The sequence below is a fragment of the Butyrivibrio sp. genome (assembly GCF_017635265.1).
In the GTDB taxonomy this organism is placed as follows: Bacteria; Bacillota; Clostridia; order Lachnospirales; family Lachnospiraceae; genus Butyrivibrio.
Genome location: NZ_JAGBLU010000118.1, coordinates 15,000 through 35,136, shown reverse-complemented (window position 1 = coordinate 35,136; position 20,137 = coordinate 15,000). Strand labels below are relative to the sequence as shown.

The 20,137-nt window shown below is 39.8% G+C and carries 16 protein-coding genes; 15 read left to right on the top strand and 1 reads right to left on the bottom strand.

Annotated elements, in window-relative coordinates:
- Positions 1-7: 7 nt before the first annotated feature.
- The 15 genes from J6O61_RS14825 (at position 8) to J6O61_RS14755 (ending at position 19,357) form a co-directional block, all read left to right on the top strand.
- Positions 8-1,861, top strand: coding sequence for a PEGA domain-containing protein (locus tag J6O61_RS14825; RefSeq protein WP_292214792.1), 1,854 nt, complete (start codon positions 8-10; stop codon positions 1,859-1,861).
- Positions 1,862-2,101, top strand: a complete 240-nt coding sequence (locus J6O61_RS14820; RefSeq protein ID WP_022772257.1) for an RNA-binding S4 domain-containing protein — start codon at positions 1,862-1,864, stop codon at positions 2,099-2,101.
- Between the two features lie 70 nt (positions 2,102-2,171).
- A complete protein-coding gene (locus J6O61_RS14815; protein ID WP_292214790.1) occupies positions 2,172-2,483 on the top strand; it encodes an FtsB family cell division protein in 312 nt (103 codons plus the stop codon).
- Positions 2,484-2,555: 72 nt separating this feature from the next.
- Positions 2,556-3,974 (top strand): tRNA lysidine(34) synthetase TilS, encoded by a 1,419-nt coding sequence (gene tilS, locus J6O61_RS14810; RefSeq protein ID WP_292214788.1) that lies wholly within the window; start codon positions 2,556-2,558, stop codon positions 3,972-3,974.
- A gap of 1 nt (position 3,975) precedes the next feature.
- Positions 3,976-4,500, top strand: a complete 525-nt coding sequence (hpt, locus tag J6O61_RS14805) for a hypoxanthine phosphoribosyltransferase (protein ID WP_292214787.1) — start codon at positions 3,976-3,978, stop codon at positions 4,498-4,500.
- Between the two features lie 25 nt (positions 4,501-4,525).
- Positions 4,526-6,385 (top strand): ATP-dependent zinc metalloprotease FtsH, encoded by a 1,860-nt coding sequence (ftsH, locus tag J6O61_RS14800; RefSeq protein WP_292214786.1) that lies wholly within the window; start codon positions 4,526-4,528, stop codon positions 6,383-6,385.
- 212 nt (positions 6,386-6,597) lie between these two features.
- Complete coding sequence (locus J6O61_RS14795; RefSeq protein ID WP_292214785.1) at positions 6,598-8,691, top strand: glycoside hydrolase family 13 protein; 2,094 nt, start codon at positions 6,598-6,600, stop codon at positions 8,689-8,691.
- Between the two features lie 90 nt (positions 8,692-8,781).
- Positions 8,782-9,645 (top strand): class II fructose-1,6-bisphosphate aldolase, encoded by an 864-nt coding sequence (gene fba, locus J6O61_RS14790; protein ID WP_074886865.1) that lies wholly within the window; start codon positions 8,782-8,784, stop codon positions 9,643-9,645.
- Between the two features lie 86 nt (positions 9,646-9,731).
- On the top strand, positions 9,732-10,235 hold the full coding sequence (greA, locus tag J6O61_RS14785) for a transcription elongation factor GreA (protein WP_292214783.1): 504 nt from the start codon (positions 9,732-9,734) through the stop codon (positions 10,233-10,235).
- A gap of 11 nt (positions 10,236-10,246) precedes the next feature.
- Positions 10,247-10,762, top strand: a complete 516-nt coding sequence (locus J6O61_RS14780; protein WP_292214781.1) for a flavin reductase — start codon at positions 10,247-10,249, stop codon at positions 10,760-10,762.
- Positions 10,763-10,798: 36 nt separating this feature from the next.
- Positions 10,799-12,112, top strand: coding sequence for an ABC transporter substrate-binding protein (locus J6O61_RS14775; protein ID WP_292214777.1), 1,314 nt, complete (start codon positions 10,799-10,801; stop codon positions 12,110-12,112).
- A gap of 23 nt (positions 12,113-12,135) precedes the next feature.
- Positions 12,136-15,228 carry a response regulator gene (locus tag J6O61_RS14770; RefSeq protein WP_292214775.1) on the top strand — a complete coding sequence of 1,031 codons (3,093 nt, stop codon included), beginning with the start codon at positions 12,136-12,138 and terminating at the stop codon, positions 15,226-15,228.
- Positions 15,229-15,292: 64 nt separating this feature from the next.
- Positions 15,293-16,486, top strand: a complete 1,194-nt coding sequence (locus tag J6O61_RS14765; protein WP_292214773.1) for an FprA family A-type flavoprotein — start codon at positions 15,293-15,295, stop codon at positions 16,484-16,486.
- A gap of 77 nt (positions 16,487-16,563) precedes the next feature.
- The gene (locus J6O61_RS14760; RefSeq protein WP_292214771.1) at positions 16,564-18,216 is read left to right on the top strand and encodes a DUF5722 domain-containing protein; all 1,653 of its coding nucleotides are present in this window, start codon (positions 16,564-16,566) and stop codon (positions 18,214-18,216) included.
- A gap of 73 nt (positions 18,217-18,289) precedes the next feature.
- On the top strand, positions 18,290-19,357 hold the full coding sequence (locus J6O61_RS14755) for an AAA family ATPase (protein ID WP_292214770.1): 1,068 nt from the start codon (positions 18,290-18,292) through the stop codon (positions 19,355-19,357).
- Between the two features lie 120 nt (positions 19,358-19,477).
- Here the strand turns inward: J6O61_RS14755 and J6O61_RS14750 are convergent, their stop codons facing one another.
- Positions 19,478-20,098 carry an ECF transporter S component gene (locus tag J6O61_RS14750; RefSeq protein ID WP_292214769.1) on the bottom strand — a complete coding sequence of 207 codons (621 nt, stop codon included), beginning with the start codon at positions 20,096-20,098 and terminating at the stop codon, positions 19,478-19,480.
- Positions 20,099-20,137: the final 39 nt, after the last annotated feature.

Sequence of the window (20,137 nt, the reverse complement as noted above, 5' to 3'; positions counted from 1 at the left end):
GTAGATCATGAGAAACTTTAGATGTGCAATCAGAATTGTAACAGCTATATGTATGGCAACTGCAATTATGTTGTCGTCATCCACCGATGCACTTGCAATAACTTCAAACAAAGTTACAGTATCACTGGTAGGTAAATATGATTCTGCAGATACCGCTGCTATAAGGGCGATAGATACAGATAAAAAGAAGATTCGATTCAGAAATCATGCAACGGGAAAGACCTATACCCTTGATTATGATAATACCAGCATGATGTATGATGCCAAAGGTACTGTTTTATCAGCGCAAATGCTGGAGGTTGGCGAAATCGTTGATGTGACATTTCTGAAAAGCACCAAGCACATCACAACCCTTAACGTATCCAAAGAAGCATGGGTAATAGACAGTACCAAAGATCATGAACTTGTGAGAAATGACGGAACTGCCAGAATTAAGGACGAGATATACAGAATTAATGATAAAACACTTGTTATGGCTGACGGTGAGCTTGCTATTGCCGAAAATATTCTTTCTACAGATAAGATCAAGGTTTCCGGTATAGGCCGGGATATATATAGTGTTATCGTTACCGGGGGACATGGTTACGTAAGCCTTTCATCTGACGTTGTTGAAGAGCAGAGTCTGGTTGGAGCATGGATTGAACTTGATAACGAGGTTATTCACAAGATATCTCCCAATATGCTCCTTAGCGCCCCTGAGGGAGAATACAACTTACAGATTATTGGTAATGGTGCCAATTATCAGTCTGAAGTCAGCATATCAAGAAATCAGGAAACTGTTGTAGATACCAGTGATATTACAATCTCAAAGCCCAAGGAGGGACTTGTGACTTTTGAGATTACTCCTGCTTCAGCTGAAGTATTTGTAGATGGAAAAAAGGTTCTTGTAGGAACACCGCAGAGCGTTCAATACGGATATCATAATCTGAAGATTATGGCTGAAGGGTACATAACGCAAAACAGATATCTTAAGGTCGGAACCGCCAAATCAGTAGTAAGTATAGAGCTTGAGAAAGACTCTGAAGATGATTCATCAGCAAGGAGTTTATCTGTAAATAATGCCACAGTAAATAACAGCACAGCTAAGGCAAGTCTTGCTGTAAAAAATGCTGATGCCAGTGCGCTTACATCTAAGAGCGCATCAGCATCCAAGGCATCAACAGTAAGCAGTAACAGTTCAAGCGAGTCTGAAAACAAAGTCATAAGCGGGTATTATATTTATTTTGATAAGCCTGTGGATGCAGAGCTGTATTTTGATGGCTATTATATTGGGGCAATACCGACAAGAGTTCAGAAGGTTTCCGGAAATCACGAAGTAATACTTAAAAGAAGTGGTTATGAAACCATAAGCTACAGAATAAAGATAGACAAGGCGGAAGATAACGTATCGTACAGCTTCTCAGACCTTGTGAAAAAGAAAGATAGCAGCAGCTCTTCAAGTAGTGCATCGAGTGCGTCCAGTGCGGCAAGCTCCTCAAGCAGTTCTTCAAGCTCTGCATCAAGCAGTTCATCAAGTAGTAGTTCATCAAGCAGTAGCTCATCAAGTAGTTCAGCCTCAAGCAGCTCTTCATCGGGAAGCTCAGGCAGTTCTTCAAGTAGCTCATCAAGTACCTCGGGGTCAACCGGCAGCAGTTCTTCCGGGGCGACTTCCGGCACGACATCGGGACAGTCTTCTGAAAGTACAAGTAAGGCTACAGAAGAAGCGACCAATGTGAGCTCAACAGAAGACACAAATACTATAAATGAGACATCAAAAGAGAATATTGACAGCTCGCAGATTGATTCTTCCGGTACAGGAAAGACAACAAATGAATCAGAAGAAGCCAGCGATGCTGCGAGTGAGGCATCAGGAGAAAATTAAATGAGACTGGATAAATACTTAAAAGTAACAAGACTAATAAAAAGACGCACTGTAGCCAACGAAGCCTGTGATGCAGGGAGAGTTCAGATAAACGGTAAACCTGCCAAGGCATCCGTTGACGTCAAGGTGGGAGATAAGATAACTATCAATTTTGGTAACAAAGATGTAAGCGTAGAGGTTCTTGACGTTCAGGAAACAATCCATAAAGAAGATGTTACAAACCTGTATCGCTATATTTGACAGCCGCTTTGGTAGTGTATTAGAATGTAATTAGAGATATTATGTAATCCGCATTGTGTGGGGGTAAGATATGGCAACCAGAGCACGCTATAAGCGGCGTCGTTCTCAAAACAGGGTTGGTATTCTCTGGGCTAGCTTTGTAGTCCTTATTCTTGTGACAGTTGTTTCTATCAAGAGTGTTGGACTTATGCAGAAAGCCAGCGAGTATCAGGCAAGGGAGTTAGAGCTTCAGGCACAGATTGATGCAGAACTTGCCAGAGCAGAAGAGATCCAGGAGTTTGAGAGATATACACAGACGCGTAAATATATAGAAGATACAGCTAAAGACAAGCTTGGACTTGTTTATCCAGGAGAAATCATCTTTAGAAATGAAGGCAAATAACTAATTTTGAAATCAGACGCAGACATCGTTACGTATATTCGTAAGGGGTCTGCGTTTTAATTTTAGAGAATTATGAATAATTTTGAAAATAAAGTATTGAATTTCATACGGGAAAATCAGCTGGTAAAGCCTGGCGATAAGGTTGTGGCGGGCTTTTCCGGAGGTGCTGATTCCACAGCGCTTGTTACAGTTCTTTTTGAGTTAAAAGAACTGCTGCAGATAAGCCTGATTGCTGCACACGTCAATCACGGTATCAGAGAAGAGGCCGGAGATGATGCTGACTTTACATGTACTTTTTGCAGAGAAAGGAAAATAAAATATTTTCTTTTGGAAAAAAATGTACCTCAGATTGCAGCGGAGGGTAAATTATCAGAAGAAGAAGCCGGAAGGATAGTCCGTTATGACTTTTTTTCTCAATTAGTAATCAGCGAAGGGGCAGATAAGATTGCCATAGCTCATCACCAAAACGATGTTGCGGAGACTTTTCTTCACAATATTTTCAGAGGGAGCGGCCTGCGCGGAGCAGGAGCCATCAGGCCTGTCAGGGACAATGTGATACGACCGCTTTTGTGTGTGACAAGAGATGAAATCGAGGAATATCTTAAGGAAAAAGAGATTTCTTTTTGCACAGATGCCACAAATCTTGAAAATATCCACACAAGAAACAAGCTTAGAAATAAGGTTATTCCATATGTGGAAAAAGAAATTAATAGCTCAGCTGTTGAGCACATTTACAGGGCGACAAAAGATTTTGCCATGGCTGAGGACTATATCAGAGACCAGGCATTCAAAGTGTTTGAAGAAGTGTCAGAAAAAGACAATAATGGAATTAGGATTGATCTAAAAAAACTCGCTAATAAGCCTGAAATTATAAAGAAGTACGTTGTTCTTAGATGCTTTGAGATACTTACGCCCAATAGGAAAGATATTACGGCAAGGCATGTTGATGCGGTAATGTCACTGATAAGCAGCAAAGAAGGGACTTCAAGGGTGGATTTGCCATATAATTTCACTGCTATTCGAAGTTATGAAATAATGTTTTTGACGGAAAATAAAGATTGTAACGAGTTTGAAAAAGAGGATGATCAGCTTGTTATTAAGAAACTTGAAATTGGCCAAAAAATCAAGCTGAACATTCCCCGATTTGGTGTCGCAACAATTGACATAATGTCGTATAATGGAAAAACATCTATTCCGAGAGATACATATACTAAATGGTTTGATTGTGATAGAATACAAGAAGTTATTTTTAGGCACAGGAAGCCGGATGACTATATCTGTATAGAGCAAAACGGTGCTGTCAAAAAGAAGAAATTATCCAAATTTATGACAGATGAAAAAATACCTGTGAGCGAAAGAGACGACTTGTGGATTCTGGCGGATGGAGACCATTGCATGTGGGTTCCCGGATATAGAATCAGTTGTTCCTATAAAATTAGTGACAATACTAAAAAAATACTAGCTGTAGCTATAGATAATGGAGGTAATTAAAGTGTCTGAGTCAGTTCGTGTATTACTTACAGAGGAAGAAGTGGACAAGCGTATCAAGGAGCTTGGAGAAGCAATCAGCAGAGATTATCAGGGTGAGACGGTACATCTTGTATGTGTGTTAAAAGGTGGTGTATTCTTTATGTGTGAACTTGCAAAGAGAATCACAGTACCTGTGACTATGGACTTTATGTCTGCATCAAGTTATGGAAGCTCAACAAAGTCAAGCGGTGTTGTTAAGATTGTAAAGGACCTTGATGAACCTCTTAAGGACAGACATGTACTTATCGTTGAGGATATAGTAGATTCAGGAAGAACACTCTCATATCTCATTAAGATGCTTGGAGACAGAGAACCTGCAAGTATCAAGCTCTGCACACTTCTTGATAAACCTGAGAGAAGAGTTACAGATGTAAAGGTTGATTATACAGGATTTGAGATTCCGGATGAATTTGTGGTTGGATATGGTCTTGATTATGATCAGAGGTACAGAAATCTACCATATATTGGAGTTGTTGAGTTTAATTAACTTCTAAAAAGGGGGAATTCAGAAGTTGAATCGCACAAAGGGTTATAATTCTATTTTTGCCATAGTGATTGTTTTGCTCATAATGGTAGTGTTTGTTGAGTATGCAAAGGGCTTTATGACAGCGGATTCCGTTGCGTACTCAAGAACACAGCTTGAAACAGATATACAGGAAGGCAATGTCAGAAAGGTTATTATTATGCCTAACACAGAAACACCGACCGGTGCGGTACGTGTTAGCTTTAATGGAAATCAGGATGATATTACCTTCTATTCTACTGATGTAACAGCAATCGAGGCTCTGGCAACAGAAAATGGCATAAATTTCGAAGTGAAAGATGTGCCGTCTGAGAATATCCTGATAACGGGAATAATTCCTGTTATTGTAGGATTGGTTCTTATGGTCTTTATTTTTTCCATGTTTACTAATATGCAGGCATCAGGCTCCGGCAACAACAAAATGATGAATTTTGGAAAGAGCCGCGCTAAGTTGCAGTCTGCTGAAGATAATAAAATAAAGCTTGATGATGTGGCAGGACTTAAAGAGGAAAAAGAACAGCTTACTGAGATTATTGAATTTTTGAAGGATCCTGCAAAATTTACAGAGGTTGGAGCCAGAATTCCTAAAGGTGTTCTTCTTGAAGGAGCGCCGGGAACCGGTAAAACACTTTTAGCAAGGGCAGTGGCAGGAGAAGCCGGAGTTCCGTTTTTTACCATTTCAGGTTCTGACTTTGTCGAGATGTTCGTTGGTGTAGGTGCTTCGAGAGTGAGAGATTTATTTGCTGACGCCAAAAAGAATTCTCCATGTATTATCTTTATCGATGAAATTGACGCTGTTGCCAGAAGAAGAGGCACCGGAATGGGCGGCGGGCATGATGAAAGAGAGCAGACTCTTAACCAGATGCTTGTTGAGATGGACGGATTTGGTGTAAATGAAGGTATTATTGTAATGGCTGCTACCAACAGAGTGGATATTCTTGATCCAGCCATTATGAGACCTGGACGTTTTGACAGGAAGATTACTGTTACACGACCTGATATCGGTGAGAGAGAGGCTATTTTAAAGGTTCATGCCAAGAACAAGCCCCTTGGAGATGACGTTAATCTCAGGCAGGTGGCGCAGACAACAGCCGGATTCACGGGAGCGGATCTTGAAAACCTGTTAAATGAGTCTGCCATTAAGGCTGCAACAGAAAACAGAAAGTTCATCAATCAGGAAGATATCAACGCATCTTTTACTAAAGTTGGTATCGGAACTGAAAAAAAGAGCAAGATTATTTCAGAAAAAGAAAAGAAAATTACCGCATATCACGAGACCGGACACGCCATTCTTTTCCATGTGCTTCCTGATGTGGGACCTGTTCACACTATTTCAATCATTCCTACAGGACTTGGGGCAGCAGGGTATACTATGCCACTTCCGGAGAATGATGATATGTTCCTTTCCAAAAAGAAAATGCTTCAGGATATTATGGTATCTCTGGGCGGAAGAATTGCGGAAGAGATTATATTTGGTGATATTACGACAGGTGCTTCAAGCGATATCAGAAAAGCAACACAGGAAGCCAGAAGCATGGTTACAAAGTATGGTATGTCAAGTAACATCGGCGTGATCAACTATGACGAGAACGAAGAGGATGTATTCATTGGATATGATATCTCTCACAAAAAGAATCACAGTGAACTTATGGCCGGTGAGATTGATAAAGAAGTAAAGGCTATTATTGATAAATGCTATGCAAGAGCCAAGGAAATAATACTTCAGTACGAAGATGTATTACACAAGAGCTCTGCGCTGCTTATTGAAAAAGAGAAGATTGGAAGGGAAGAGTTTGAGGCGCTTTTTGAGGGCTATACACTTCCTGAGAATATAGAAATAGAGATCTGATTGTACAAAATGCACAAAAACCAAGAGCTGTTTTTAGTATATTTGTGGAGTATTGGTCTTTACGCTAAGGGGTGTGGGTGTTAGTATAATATGCGTAACCCCCCAATACATTATATAGTTTTTTGCTATACCCCATAAGAAAGAAATACCTTCTCTAAAAAAGACAGCTACCCGCTGTCTTTTTTGCATTAATAAGAAAAGTAGGACTGACAATGAACAGAAAACTATTATTCCATGATATGACAATGGATTATTTAAGACCAACCGAGCCGGATAAGAACCGAAAAACTGATTTCAGGTTTAGATGCGCCAAAGAAGAAGCATCCGATGTCTTTATTATTTGGAATTCTGAAAAACGTGCGATGAAGCACGTAGAGACAGACGGAGCTTTTGACTATTATGATGTGTCATTTAACGTGGGGGATAAGCCTGTATCTTATTATTTTGAAATCAATGGAAAAGACGGCGATAAGGTTTTCTTTGACAAGAGAGGACCGGTTGATCAGATAAAAGATAGCATGCTTTTTAGGATATTTCCCGGGTTTTCCACACCTAATTGGGCCAAGGGCGCAGTTATGTATCAGATATTTGTTGAAAGATTCTGTAACGGTGACCCCGGCAATGATGTCCTTTCCGGTGAATATGTATACAATGGCAGTAAATCCGTGCAGATTACAGATTGGGGAAAGTACCCGGATCCTGTCACAGATTATGCAGAGTTTTATGGTGGAGATTTGCAGGGAGTAATGGATAAGCTTGATTACCTTAAGGATCTTGGAATTGAGGTTATCTATTTTAATCCGCTGTTTGTTTCACCATCATGTCATAAATATGATACACAGGATTATGACCATATTGATCCTCACTTTGGAAAAATAGTGGATGATGGTGGAAATCTGCTGGGTGATAACGACAAGGAAAATGCCGGCGCCACCAGATATATAAAAAGAGTAACAAGTAAGAAGAACCTTGAAGCCAGCGATATGCTCTTTGCCTCTCTTGTTAGTGAAGCTCACAAAAGAGGAATCAGGGTAATACTTGACGGTGTCTTTAACCACTGCGGATCTTTTAATAAGTGGATGGATAAAGACAGAATATATGAAAATAATAGTGAATATGAGCATGGAGCATTTATTTCTGAGAACAGCCCATATCATGACTATTTTTCTTTTACCGGTGGAAAATGGCCATATAATGCTGAATATGACGGCTGGTGGGGATATGATACTCTTCCCAAGCTTAATTATGAAGGCTCAAAGAATCTGGAAGAATATATTCTTGGTATTGCCAGAAAGTGGGTATCGGAACCGTTCAATGCAGATGGCTGGAGACTTGATGTAGCCGCAGATATAGGTCACTCACCGGAATACAATCATTATTTCTTTAAAAGATTCAGAGAAGAAGTAAAAAAGGCAAATCCGGACGCAATAATTCTGGCAGAGCATTATGGTAAAGCTAAAGATTGGCTTTGTGGCGATGAGTGGGACACCGTTATGAATTATGATGCCTTTATGGAGCCTCTTACGTGGTTTCTTACAGGAATGGAGAAGCATAGCGATGATTTCAAACCCTTGAAATATGGCAATGCAAGAGAATTTTTTGACACGATGTTGTACGAAGGCGGCGAGAACTTCAGTATGCCTTCTCTCTACACAGCCATGAACGAGCTTTCCAACCATGATCATTCAAGATTTCTTACAAGGACAAGTCAAAAGGTAGGAAGATGCGATACTCTTATGCCGGCTTCCGCCGAAACAGGTGTTAAGAAGTCCGTAATGAGAGAGGCAGTCATGGTTCAAATGACATGGCCAGGAGCTCCGACTATATATTATGGTGATGAAGCAGGTGTATGCGGATTTACTGATCCGGACAACAGAAGGACTTACCCCTGGGGAAAAGAAGATAAGGAAATGATAAGTTTCCACAAGGAAATGATTCGAATTCATAAGGCTTACAGGGAATTAAAGACCGGATCTGTAAAAGAACTTTTGGCAGATAATAACGTAATATGTTATGGGAGATTTAATAGAGAAGCAGCTACGGTTGTATTTATCAATAATAACGAATTTGAAGTTACAAAAGACATAGATGTAAGTGCTCTCGGGATTCCTAATGATGCCTGCCTTAGCCAGCTTATCTTAAGTGATGGAAGTGGATTCAGGACAGATGTTGGCAGCAGCAAAATAAAAAATGGTTTTTTGACAATCACTCTTTCGAGACTATCGGGACTTGTACTTCGCTATGATAGCCATGCGCCTATCAGTACTGAGGAGTTCTGGGCTGATAATACTCTTGATTTCGGATGATTGTGAACTATTTAACTTTATTTTTTAATATAACGAGTATATAATGTTATTAACCATCAATAACTACATATACAAAGGGAGATAAACAAAATGTTAGTATCCGCAAAAGACATGCTTGTAAAAGCAAAAGAAGGCCACTATGCAGTTGGTCAGTTCAACATCAATAACCTGGAGTGGACAAAGTCAGTTCTTTTAACAGCTGAAGAACTTAAGTCTCCTGTAATCCTTGGTGTATCTGAGGGTGCCGGTAAGTACATGACAGGTTTTGAGACAGTTGCAGCTATGGTTAAGGCAATGGATAAGAGCCTTGGAATTACAGTTCCTGTAGCACTTCACCTTGATCATGGTACATATGATGGATGCTATAAGTGCATCAAAGCCGGATTCACATCAATCATGTTTGACGGCTCACACTATAACATCGAAGAGAACGTAGCTAAGACATCTGAGCTTGTAAACGTTTCTCATCAGCTTGGTCTTTCTATCGAAGCTGAAGTTGGTTCAATCGGCGGAGAAGAAGACGGAGTAGTAGGAATGGGTGAGTGTGCTGATCCTGACGAGTGCAAGAGAATCGCTGATCTCGGCGTAGATATGCTTGCAGCAGGTATTGGTAATATTCACGGTAAGTATCCTGAAGGATGGCCGGGACTTAGATTTGATGTTCTTGATGCTATCCAGCAGAAGACAGGAGTTATGCCTCTCGTTCTTCACGGTGGTACAGGAATCCCTGCAGATATGATCAAAAAAGCTATTACACTTGGCGTATCTAAGATTAATGTTAATACAGAGTGCCAGCTTTCATTTGCTGATGCAACACGTAAGTACATTGAAGCAGGTAAGGATCTTGAAGGAAAGGGATTTGACCCTCGTAAACTTCTTGCTCCCGGTGCTGAAGCAATCAAGGCTACAGTTAAGGAAAAGATGGAGCTCTTCGGATCAGTTGGAAAGGCTTGATAATAGTATTGTTAAAAAGCGAAGCCCTTTTGGCTTCGCTTTTTTTAACGTTATATTTTTTACTAAGAAACAGGGGGATTATTCCAATGCATAATGAGTTAACCAAAAAAGATATTGAGGATATGGAAGCTGAGATTGAGCACCGCAAGGTTGTTGTGAGAAAAGAACTTTTGGAGCATGTAAAAGAAGCAAGGGCTCAAGGCGATCTTTCTGAGAATTTTGAGTATTATGCAGCTAAAAAAGCCAAGAATCAAAATGAAAGTCGTATAAGATTTTTGGAAAGAATGATTAAGACAGCCAAAGTTATTGACGATAATACTAAAGATGATCAAGTTGGAATGAATAAAACTGTAGTGGTAAGACTTGATGACGATAATTCCGAAGAAACGTATAAAATAGTTACAACAATGCGACAAAATTCTCTGAAAGGACTTATCAGTGTTGAGTCTCCTCTTGGAAAACAATTACTTGGACATAAGGTAGGAGACCATGTTACTATTAAAGTAAGCGATGATTATAGTTACGGCGTAACGATAATTAATATTGAAAATACAGGACTTACAGATGAGGATAGGATAAGGGACTTTTAAAGGAGGACCATATGGGCGAGTTACATGTATTTCAACCGGTTAATCCGGATGATCTTGAAACAGGACCGTACAAATTTGTAGGAGAAAAGATTCTTATCACAGCTGCTGACGGCAACAAGGTAAACACTATGTGTGCCACCTGGGGTGGAGTTGGCTATATCTGGGATAAGAGAGTGACTTTTATATTTGCCAGAAAAGGCAGATATACAAGTGAACTTATAAATGCTTCGGGGGAATATTCGATCAGTTTTATGAATCAGGATAAGTACCGCGGCGCGCTCAAATATCTTCATATGGTTTCAGGAAGGGATGAGGACAAGATTGCCAATTCCAGACTGAATATTAATTATGACGACGGAATACCTTTTATTGATGAGGCAAGAGAGATAATAACATGTAAAGTTCTTTATCAGAGAGAATTTGATGAAGATGCTTTAATTGATGATGAAATAAAAGAGAAGTTTTATTCCGATGGAAATTATCACATTTTATTTATCGGAGAGGTCAAGAATATTTTACTTAGATAAAACTAACGGCAGATGCATATTTTTTATGAGGGAAATATGGACGGCGAAAGGCTAAAAAAAACCTTTGTTAGTATTGTTTTAGATATTGCGCTTATATTAAGCGTATTTCTAGGCTGCGGAGATAATAGTCCACAGCCTGTTACAGATGAGCAAATAGTGGAAGACACTATGGATTCTAAAAACATGGAAGAAGCAGAGATTATCAGAGTAGCAACATGGTATGATGACTCGTACACTTCCAATCTAAGGACATATCTTGTCCACAGATTTCCATATTACAAGTTTGAATTTGTTTATATTGATAAGGCACATTACGAGTCCATAATAGATGCACAGCTTTCATTTAAGGGTGCGCCTGATATCATTTATGTCAATCAGAATATGGCAAGAAAAAATGCCAAAAACGGATATATTATTCCATTAACAGCATATTGCAGTAATTTCGACACAGAGGCTCTGGATGCATTTTGGTATGACAAAGATACTTACGCAGTTCCCGGTACAACCTGCTTTGAGTGCATGTACATAAATAAAGATTTGTTTGACAAGTATGGTATGAAAGTTCCGAAAAACACACAGGAATTTATTGCTATGTGTGACTTTATGATCAGAGGAAAAAGAATGAAGGCGCTTTCTGCCGGATTTATGGATTATCAGACTGTGTCAAACAGCGCTCAATCCGTACTTCAGGCCAATTACTTTGGAACAGAGTATGGAAGTGGTTTTGGAGCAAGATTAAACTATAGCAGATCTGTTTTTTATAATGATCTTTTTGAACCTCTTAAAGACTGGGAACAAATGATAAAACACGGGATTATTACAGCCGACATGTACAATATGGATAAGCAGGCTGCGATAAAAGAGTTTGTATCAGGGGAAAGCTTCATGTTGGTTGCAGGCCCGGAGGATTATAACAGGATCAGAGTTGCAAATCCCGATATGGAGCTTGGGACACTTCCTATGGGATGGGGAAGATACGGACCTTTGATCATAGGGGGATGTAATCTTGGATTTGCAGTAAATGCCAATGCTATGAATCTTGAGGGAGCAAAAGAAGTAGTGGCAGCTCTTTCGAATAATGAAGGTCAATTTGCTATATGGAAGGACAGAGTAGGCAGCAGGACGTATCTTCGAGGAACAAATTTTGATAATCCTGAAGCTTTCGAAGGAATAGAGGATGCATTTGATACAAATCAGGTATTTTTACCGGTTCTCGAATGGGGAGAGGACGGACCGGGGATGAATGTAATATTCGGAAAGGAACTTCAGCAGGTAATCGTAGGAAAGAAGCCTTTGAATATGGCGCTGATGGAGACTGACATACAGATCAATGCCATGAAAAACAGATAGATTCATTTAATTGAGGATAAAAGATGATCGAAAAAAAGAAAAAGATAAATCTTTATAGCTTCAAAGCACAACTGATAATAACCTTTATGGTTCTTATTGTGGTGCCGGTGGCAATACTGGGTATTTATTCATATTTTTTGGCCAAAAATAATCTTATCGAACAGACAAAGGTAGCGATGCGTGGAAGCTCCGATGTTATTACATATGGTATTGAAAATAATACTAAAAGAGAGAACGATGTTATTAAGTTCTTTTCATATGAGGAGAGCTTTAGAAGTAAACTTGAGTATGTTCAGGAAGATCCTTTTGCTTTAACAGAAGAACTGACTGAGAATATAGAACCCCTTATCTGGTACTATATCGGAAGCGATATGAGCATAGAGTCCATAAACTTTTATTCTAAGCTTTTGAACACGGACCATATTGGAGAATTCTTAAGCAGACCAGACAATGAAAAAATAGAAGAGTGGTATAGGTTATGTGAAAAAGATTACGGCTCTCAGTGGGTTACAGATGGTGAAGGAGGAATATATATAATCAAGTCGCTGCTTGATGTAAGTTCGTCTTCTCAGGTAATCGGAATAGTTGTATTAAAAGTTAAAAACGATTATTTCTTTTCAATTACAAATAAGTCAAGCTACCTGAATAATGGCATCGTAATAAGTGATGAATCAGGTGCAGTAATTACAGAAAAAAAGATAAAAAATGAAAAGTTAAATGATGAAATAAATGCTACTATCTTTAGCGATTATTTTCAGGAAGATACGGAACAGTTTTTGACTACCAATGAATATTTTCTTATGGCAGCAGGTAAAATGGGGAATGGCTGGAGACTGTTTTACTATGTTGACAGAGATGAAATTGTTGCAGATGCGAGATCATTGTTGATTTCAGTTATTCTTATAGCAGACATAATATTCATTATTGCCATTATTATAGCAACAACATTTTCAAACAGAATAAGTAAGCGTATAAGCAAACTAAATGAAGCAGCGGGCCTTGTAAGAAACGGAAACTTTGATATTAACATACATGACGACGGAAGAGATGAAATAGCAGAACTTGCGGATTCCATGGAGGATATGGCGTCTAAGCTTAAATACATGGTGGATGAGATCAATCGCCGCAATCAGGAAGATCTTTTGGTTAAGGAGAGTGATATTCACTATAGGGAATGGCTGTTTGATTTCGTAGTAGAAAAGAACAACGATATTCTGGCAGTTGTAAACGAAGAAGATTTCACATGTAATTTCCTTACATCCAATGCCGAAGGTATTCTGGGAATTCCGATGGAGGAACTGCAGGAAGACATAAGAGTTATTACTAAGGCGCAAAGAGAAGGAGAAGAAGAGCGTCTAAAAGATATTATTGAAAAATGTAATGAGAGTGGTGATTCGGTTATCATTGATGAGATAAGGCTTGAAAATGTTAAGACCGGAGAGCATCTGTATTACCGCGGAGCAATGATATGTACAATCGATGATGGCGGCAAGAGAATGGCCATTGCGTTGTATGACAGGACACAGGAGATCAGAAGAAATCATCAGCTTCAGGAAGCGCTTAATGCGGCAGAGACAGCCAATAAAGCAAAGACAAGCTTTTTGGCAAATATGTCCCACGATTTCAGAACACCTATGAATGCTATTACAGGTTTCAATCTTCTTATTGACAAGCATTCAGAGGAACCGGATAAAGTAAAAGAATATACACATAAGATCAGCCTTGCATCTCAGAATCTGCTCTCACTTCTTAACGACGTTCTGGATATGAGTAAGATTGAAAGCGGAAAGACAACTCTTGATATTAAGGAAGTTGCCATAGGACTTCTTTTGGAGGAGATCAATTCTGTCATCAGCTTTCAGGCAAAGGCCAAGAATCAGGAGTATATAGTTAAGATAGAGGAGATGGAACACGATACGTTCATGGGAGATAAACAGAGAATAAACGAAATTCTCATGAACATTCTCGGAAATGCCATTAAATACACACCGGAAGGCGGAAAGATAGAATTTCTTATCAACGAGTCGCCATCTTCTTCCGAAGGTTTCCAAAACGTGAGGTTTACCATAAGAGATAATGGTATCGGAATGAAGCCTGAATATAAAGATAAAATCTTTGATGCGTTTACGCGAGAAGATAAAGGCGCAACCAAGGGGATTCAGGGAACAGGACTTGGTATGGCCATTACCAAGAGCCTTGTTGAACTTATGGGCGGCACAATCCGTGTTGAAAGTGAAGAAGGAAAGGGAAGTACATTTATCGTCAACCTTAGACTAAAAGCAGTTGATGAAAAGGATGTGGACTTCTGGAAGGCACACGGAATCAGCTGCGTAATGCTCGTATCAGAGTCTTTGGAAAGCTACGAACAGATAAGGTCAGCTTTGGAAGTTGATGCGGTAGAGGTAATAGAATCCAAGACAGGATTTGAGGCTATACACGCAATAGAGAACTGCAACAGTGCTGAAAAGCTCATAGATATGATCCTTATTGATAATGAGATAGAAGCCATGTCTGCTTCGGAAGTTGTTAAAATGGTGAGATCAAAAGACAGAAGAAATAACAGTCTTGTGCTTGTGATGGCTGACAACTACGAGGATGTGGAGGATGAGCTTAAAAAGGCGGGAGCTAACGATATTATTCCTAAGCCGGTATTTATATCATCCCTTAAGCAGATTGTTGAAGATATGACTTCAAGATCATCTTCCGGTAATACTGTAGAAGAAAAGAATCCTCTTGAAGGCATGAAATTCCTGGCAGCAGAAGACAACGATATCAATGCGGATATCCTTACAGAGCTTATGAGCATGGAAGGAGCAACTGTAACAAGAGGCTGTAACGGACAGGAAGTAGTTGAGATGTTTAAAGCAGCACAGGAAGGCGATTATGATATGATACTCATGGATATCCAGATGCCTGTAATGAATGGATATGAGGCAGCAGCAGCCATAAGAGCGATACCGACAGATTGGGCGCAGAGGATACCGATCATAGCCATGACAGCCAATGCCTATGCAGATGATGTTCAGCAGGCATTTGATGCAGGCATGAATGCGCATGTTTCCAAGCCTATAGATATTAAGGTGGTAGAAAAAACAATTTTGGAATTTAAGAAATAATAAATATCTTTTAATGCGTAAGTATGAGAAAATAGACATATGCATAAAAATGGAGGGATATACTGTGAGAGGGATAAAAAAAATAACAGAAGACATAGTATGGATTGGGGGAAGTGACAGAAGACTTTCAAGATTTGAGAACATTTTCCCGATTCCCGAAGGTGTTTCTTATAACAGCTATTTTGTAGATGATGAAAAAACAGTGGTTTTTGATACAGCGGATATTTCTGTGTCAGATCAGTATATCGAGAATCTTAAGGAAGTTTTAAAGGGAAAAAAGCTTGATTATCTGGTAGTACTTCACATGGAGCCGGATCACTGCTCACTTATTGATACGGTAGTTTCTCTTTTCCCTGATGTGACGGTTGTAGGTAATTCCAAGACATTTACATTTATGGAGCAGTTTTTTGAAGGCGCTTCAAATTATAATAAGCTTGAGGTAAAAGAGGGAGATACACTTTCAACAGGCAGGCATACATTCCATTTCGTAGCTGCGCCAATGGTTCACTGGCCTGAAGTGCTTCTTGCTTATGACGATGCTTCAAAAGCTCTTTTCTCGGCCGATGCATTTGGAACCTTTGGGGCACTTGACGGCGGAATTTTTGCAGATGAGTATGACTATGAAAAAGAGTTTCTTGATTCTTCAAGGAGATATTACGCAAACATTGTCGGAAAATACGGAATGCAGGTGCAGGCTGCTTTGAAGAAGGCAGCAGGACTTGATATTCAGATGATTCTTTCTCTTCATGGACCTGTCTGGAGAAAGAATATAGAATGGCTTATGGAGAAATATCAGAAATGGAGCACATATACACCTGAGACTGAGGACACTTTGGTAGTTTACGGCAGTTTATACGGACATACAGCCAGTGCGGCAGAAGCAGTTGCAGCAGGAATTCGCGAAAATGGCGGAAACGTTAAAGTATATGATGTGTCCGGCACAGATGTTTCCTATCTGATAGGAGAAGTGTGGAGATGCAAAAAAGTTGTTTTGATCTGTCCTACATACAACGGAGGCATATATCCTCCTATGGAGGCCTTTATAAATGACATGATTGCACTGGGAGTTCAGAATCGCGTATTCGCTCTCGGACAAAATGGAACATGGGCTCCAATGACAGCAAAACTTATGACTGACAAATTGTCACTTCTTAAAAATGTAACGATACTTGAAAGTATATTGACCATTAAGAGTGCTCTTCATGCTTCAGACCAGCCACAGGTCGATGCATTTGTAGAAAGTATTGTTAAAGCGTAAATTTTTTTGACATAAGCACAGAGAATAATTATATTATTAATGGTCTATAAATTATCGTTTTTACCAGGAGGAATGTTGTGAGAAAAGGATCTTTAATCAAGAGGGTAATTGGCGCAGCATTGACGACACTTACAGTTATGTGTGCAGTTTCAAGCTATAGCCATATTACAGATAATGCAGGAGCTGTGGCAATTGCTGCAGGCAGAGTTGTAAGCATAAGCTCATGCACAATACAGGGAGATCAGGTAGTAGTTAATGTTTCAGCAAGTACGCTGCCTTCTTCTGATGATGGCAAATATTATCTTTATGCTGACGAAGTTTATCAGGATGGAACGGTTGGAAAGGTTGTAGCTACAACAGAGAGAGCAGGAAATGCTACTTTTACTTTCCCTCTTAACTTCTATACAGCGGATTCAAACTTAAGTAAAAAGTTTTTAGTAGCAGTAAAGAGCAGTGGTTCAATGGTTCAGGTAAGTGATGAACATTACATCACAAACCCTGAAGCTATTGCTACAAAGACAGTTGCACGTAATGACCACGGTATGAAGGGTATTTTGCCAAACAGTGCAGATGAGGCAACTTTCAAGGATCTTGGAATCGCACAGATGGTTTATAACCTTTACATGGGTGATATCGTAGGACCTGGAGACGGTTCCAATGTGGTCACATTTAACTACAATGGTGTTGATTATCAGTTTAACGGTACAGCACTTGCCCAGTATGACGGATTTGTTCGCTGGTGTTCAATCAATAACTTCCAGCTTACAATGACAGTCCTTAACAACAAAACAGATGCAGCAGCTGACCTTATTCATCCGCTTTCAAGGGATGAGCATGTTTGTCCTGGATATGCCATGAATACCAAGGAAGACGGCGGAACACAGCATCTTAAGGCAATCGCAGCTTTCCTTGCTCAGAGATATTCAGGTGGAGCGTACGGAACTGTTGATAACTGGGTAATTGGTAATGAAGTAAATGCCAGAACTGAATGGTATTACATGAACTCAACCAACCTTGAGCTCAATGTCAGCGAGTATGTTAAGGCATTCCGTATTTTCTACAACGAGATTAAGGCTGTCAATGCCAATGCCAGAGTGTATACTTCTTTTGACCAGGAATGGTGCAGAAAATCCAATCCGGGATGCTTTCTGTCAAAAGAGTATCTGGACAGATTTAACTATTACATAAATCGTGAAGGTAACATTGACTGGTCACTTTCGGTTCATCCTTACAATGCACCGCTTTTTGATCCATATGCATGGAAACAGCAGTCACAGTATGTAAGTAATTCTCTTTCAACACCTTATATCACAATGGAGAACATTTACATACTTACAGATTACATGTGTCAGGCATCATTCCTTGCACCAAGTGGGAACGTGCGTAATATTTCTCTCTCAGAGATTGGATTTACATCAAGCTTTGGAGAGGATGCTCAGGCAGCTTCAATTACATACGCTTATACAATGGCTGAGAACAATCCTTATATCTCAAGCTTTATCCTCTTTAGAGAGACAGATGATGCTCATGAGATGGAAAGCCATATTGCACAGGGACTTAAAAACCTTGATGGAAGCAAGAAAATGTCTTATGATTTCTATAAGAATTTAGGTACTGCGCAGGCTGCTACTTACAAGGCACAGGCTTCTCAGATTATTGGACAGGACGTTGATGCACTTGTAACCAATAGAACATTCCTCACAAGAGGCGGATGGTTCTTAAACGATTAATAGCAGATTTTGGGCGGCAGACCATATGGTTTGCCGCTTTTCTTTTTGTAAAAAACGTGTTAGGGGAAAAATAATGGATAGAGATTTATTAGGGAGTATGTATAATGACTTTTTTACAAGTATTCCTAAAACTACTGATGTAAAAAAGCCTGAGGCTAAGAGCGAAGCAGATGCTGTAAAACAGGCAAGAGATGCCATTGATGAGGCAAAAGCGCTTGTGAAGTCAGGTCCTGCAGTTGAGAAAACAGAAGAAGTAAAAGAGCCTGAACCGGAAACAGATCCAATGGAGGATTTAGACAAGCTTATCGGCCTTGATACAATAAAGGATGATGTGAAAGAACTGACTTCTTTCGTTAAGGTTCAAAAGGCCAGAAAGGAACAGGGGCTTAAATCCGTACCGGTTTCTCTTCATCTTGTTTTTACAGGCAATCCCGGGACAGGAAAAACAACTGTAGCAAGAATTATTGCCAGGATATACAAGCAGATCGGTGTTCTTTCAAAGGGACAGCTCGTCGAGGTTGACAGATCAGGACTCGTTGCAGGGTATGTGGGGCAGACTGCGATTAAGACTCAGGAGCAGATAAAAAAAGCTATGGGAGGAGTTCTTTTTATTGATGAAGCCTATGCCCTTGCGCAGAAAGATGATGCCTTTGGTCAGGAAGCTATAGATACGATCCTTAAGGCAATGGAAGATAACAGAGATGACTTCGTGGTTATTGTGGCCGGATACACGGGGCCAATGAAGAAATTCATCGATAGCAATCCGGGACTAAAGTCCAGATTCAACAAGTATATTGAGTTCCCTGATTATAATATCGATGAGCTTGAAAAAATATTCTACATGAATTGTGATAAATATGATTATACTGTGGAAGAGGACGCAAAGCATCAGATAAGGGCGCTTATTACTGCTAAAAAGATTGAAAATATTGATAATTTTGCAAATGCCAGAGAAGTAAGAAACCTCTTTGAAGAGATAATAACTAATCAGGCCAGAAGAGTTGCGGATCTTGAGAATCCGTCAAGTGAAGATATGATGAAGATTATTCTTGAAGACCTCAGTGATAAGGTTGAAAGAGTAGAAGCGCCTGATGAGGCAGAAAATGCAGAAAAGAAAAATGAGGCTGAGAAAGCCGAATAAAATGAAAAGGCTCAGGGGAGTGACACCCTGAGCCTTTAACAATGACAGGAAGTGTTGCATAAATGAAACCGCGTCCGAGGCGGGTATTCGCAAGCAAAGATCTACTCTGTCATATCATTTTCAGGCATTGCTTTCGTGAAGTGATGTTGAATCAACTTCGCCAAAGAGACCAAGTCTGTATAGGGCCGGACGAAGTGCCAGATAGGCAATTACAGCGATGGCTGAGTTGATAACTGCATTGATGATGGTTGTATAAGTTGTTATTGCAACTAAAGCCTTGATGGCTGATGCTGCTTTTTCAGCATCGGGAGTTAAAAGAGTGTACCATACATATTTAAGTGATGGCTCGAAAATGCAGTTAAAACCAAGTGCTGCAATGGCAGAAATAATTGACCACTTTACAAGGTAAGCCTTTGGATGATTATGTGAAATATTGGCAATTTTATGAGCAACGAGACCTGCAATCAGTCCGATAACAAGCTTGCAGATAAAAGTTCTGGGAGCTGACTGAGCGTACCCTCCAAGGATATCGGCAAGTGAAAGGCCTATTGCTCCTGCGATTCCGCCATAAGGGCCACCAAGTAAAAGTGCCCCGAGGACTACAAATGCATTTCCTACATGAATCTTGGTTCCGGCAGCGTTGATTGCAGGGAAGATGGCGTATCCGACGTAGCAAAGAGCTGCCATGAGGCCTGAATAGGTCAGCTTTATTAAAGTCTTGTTTTTCTCCTGATTATTCATAATATTGCTCCTCCATATTGATTTTTCATAATGTGTAAT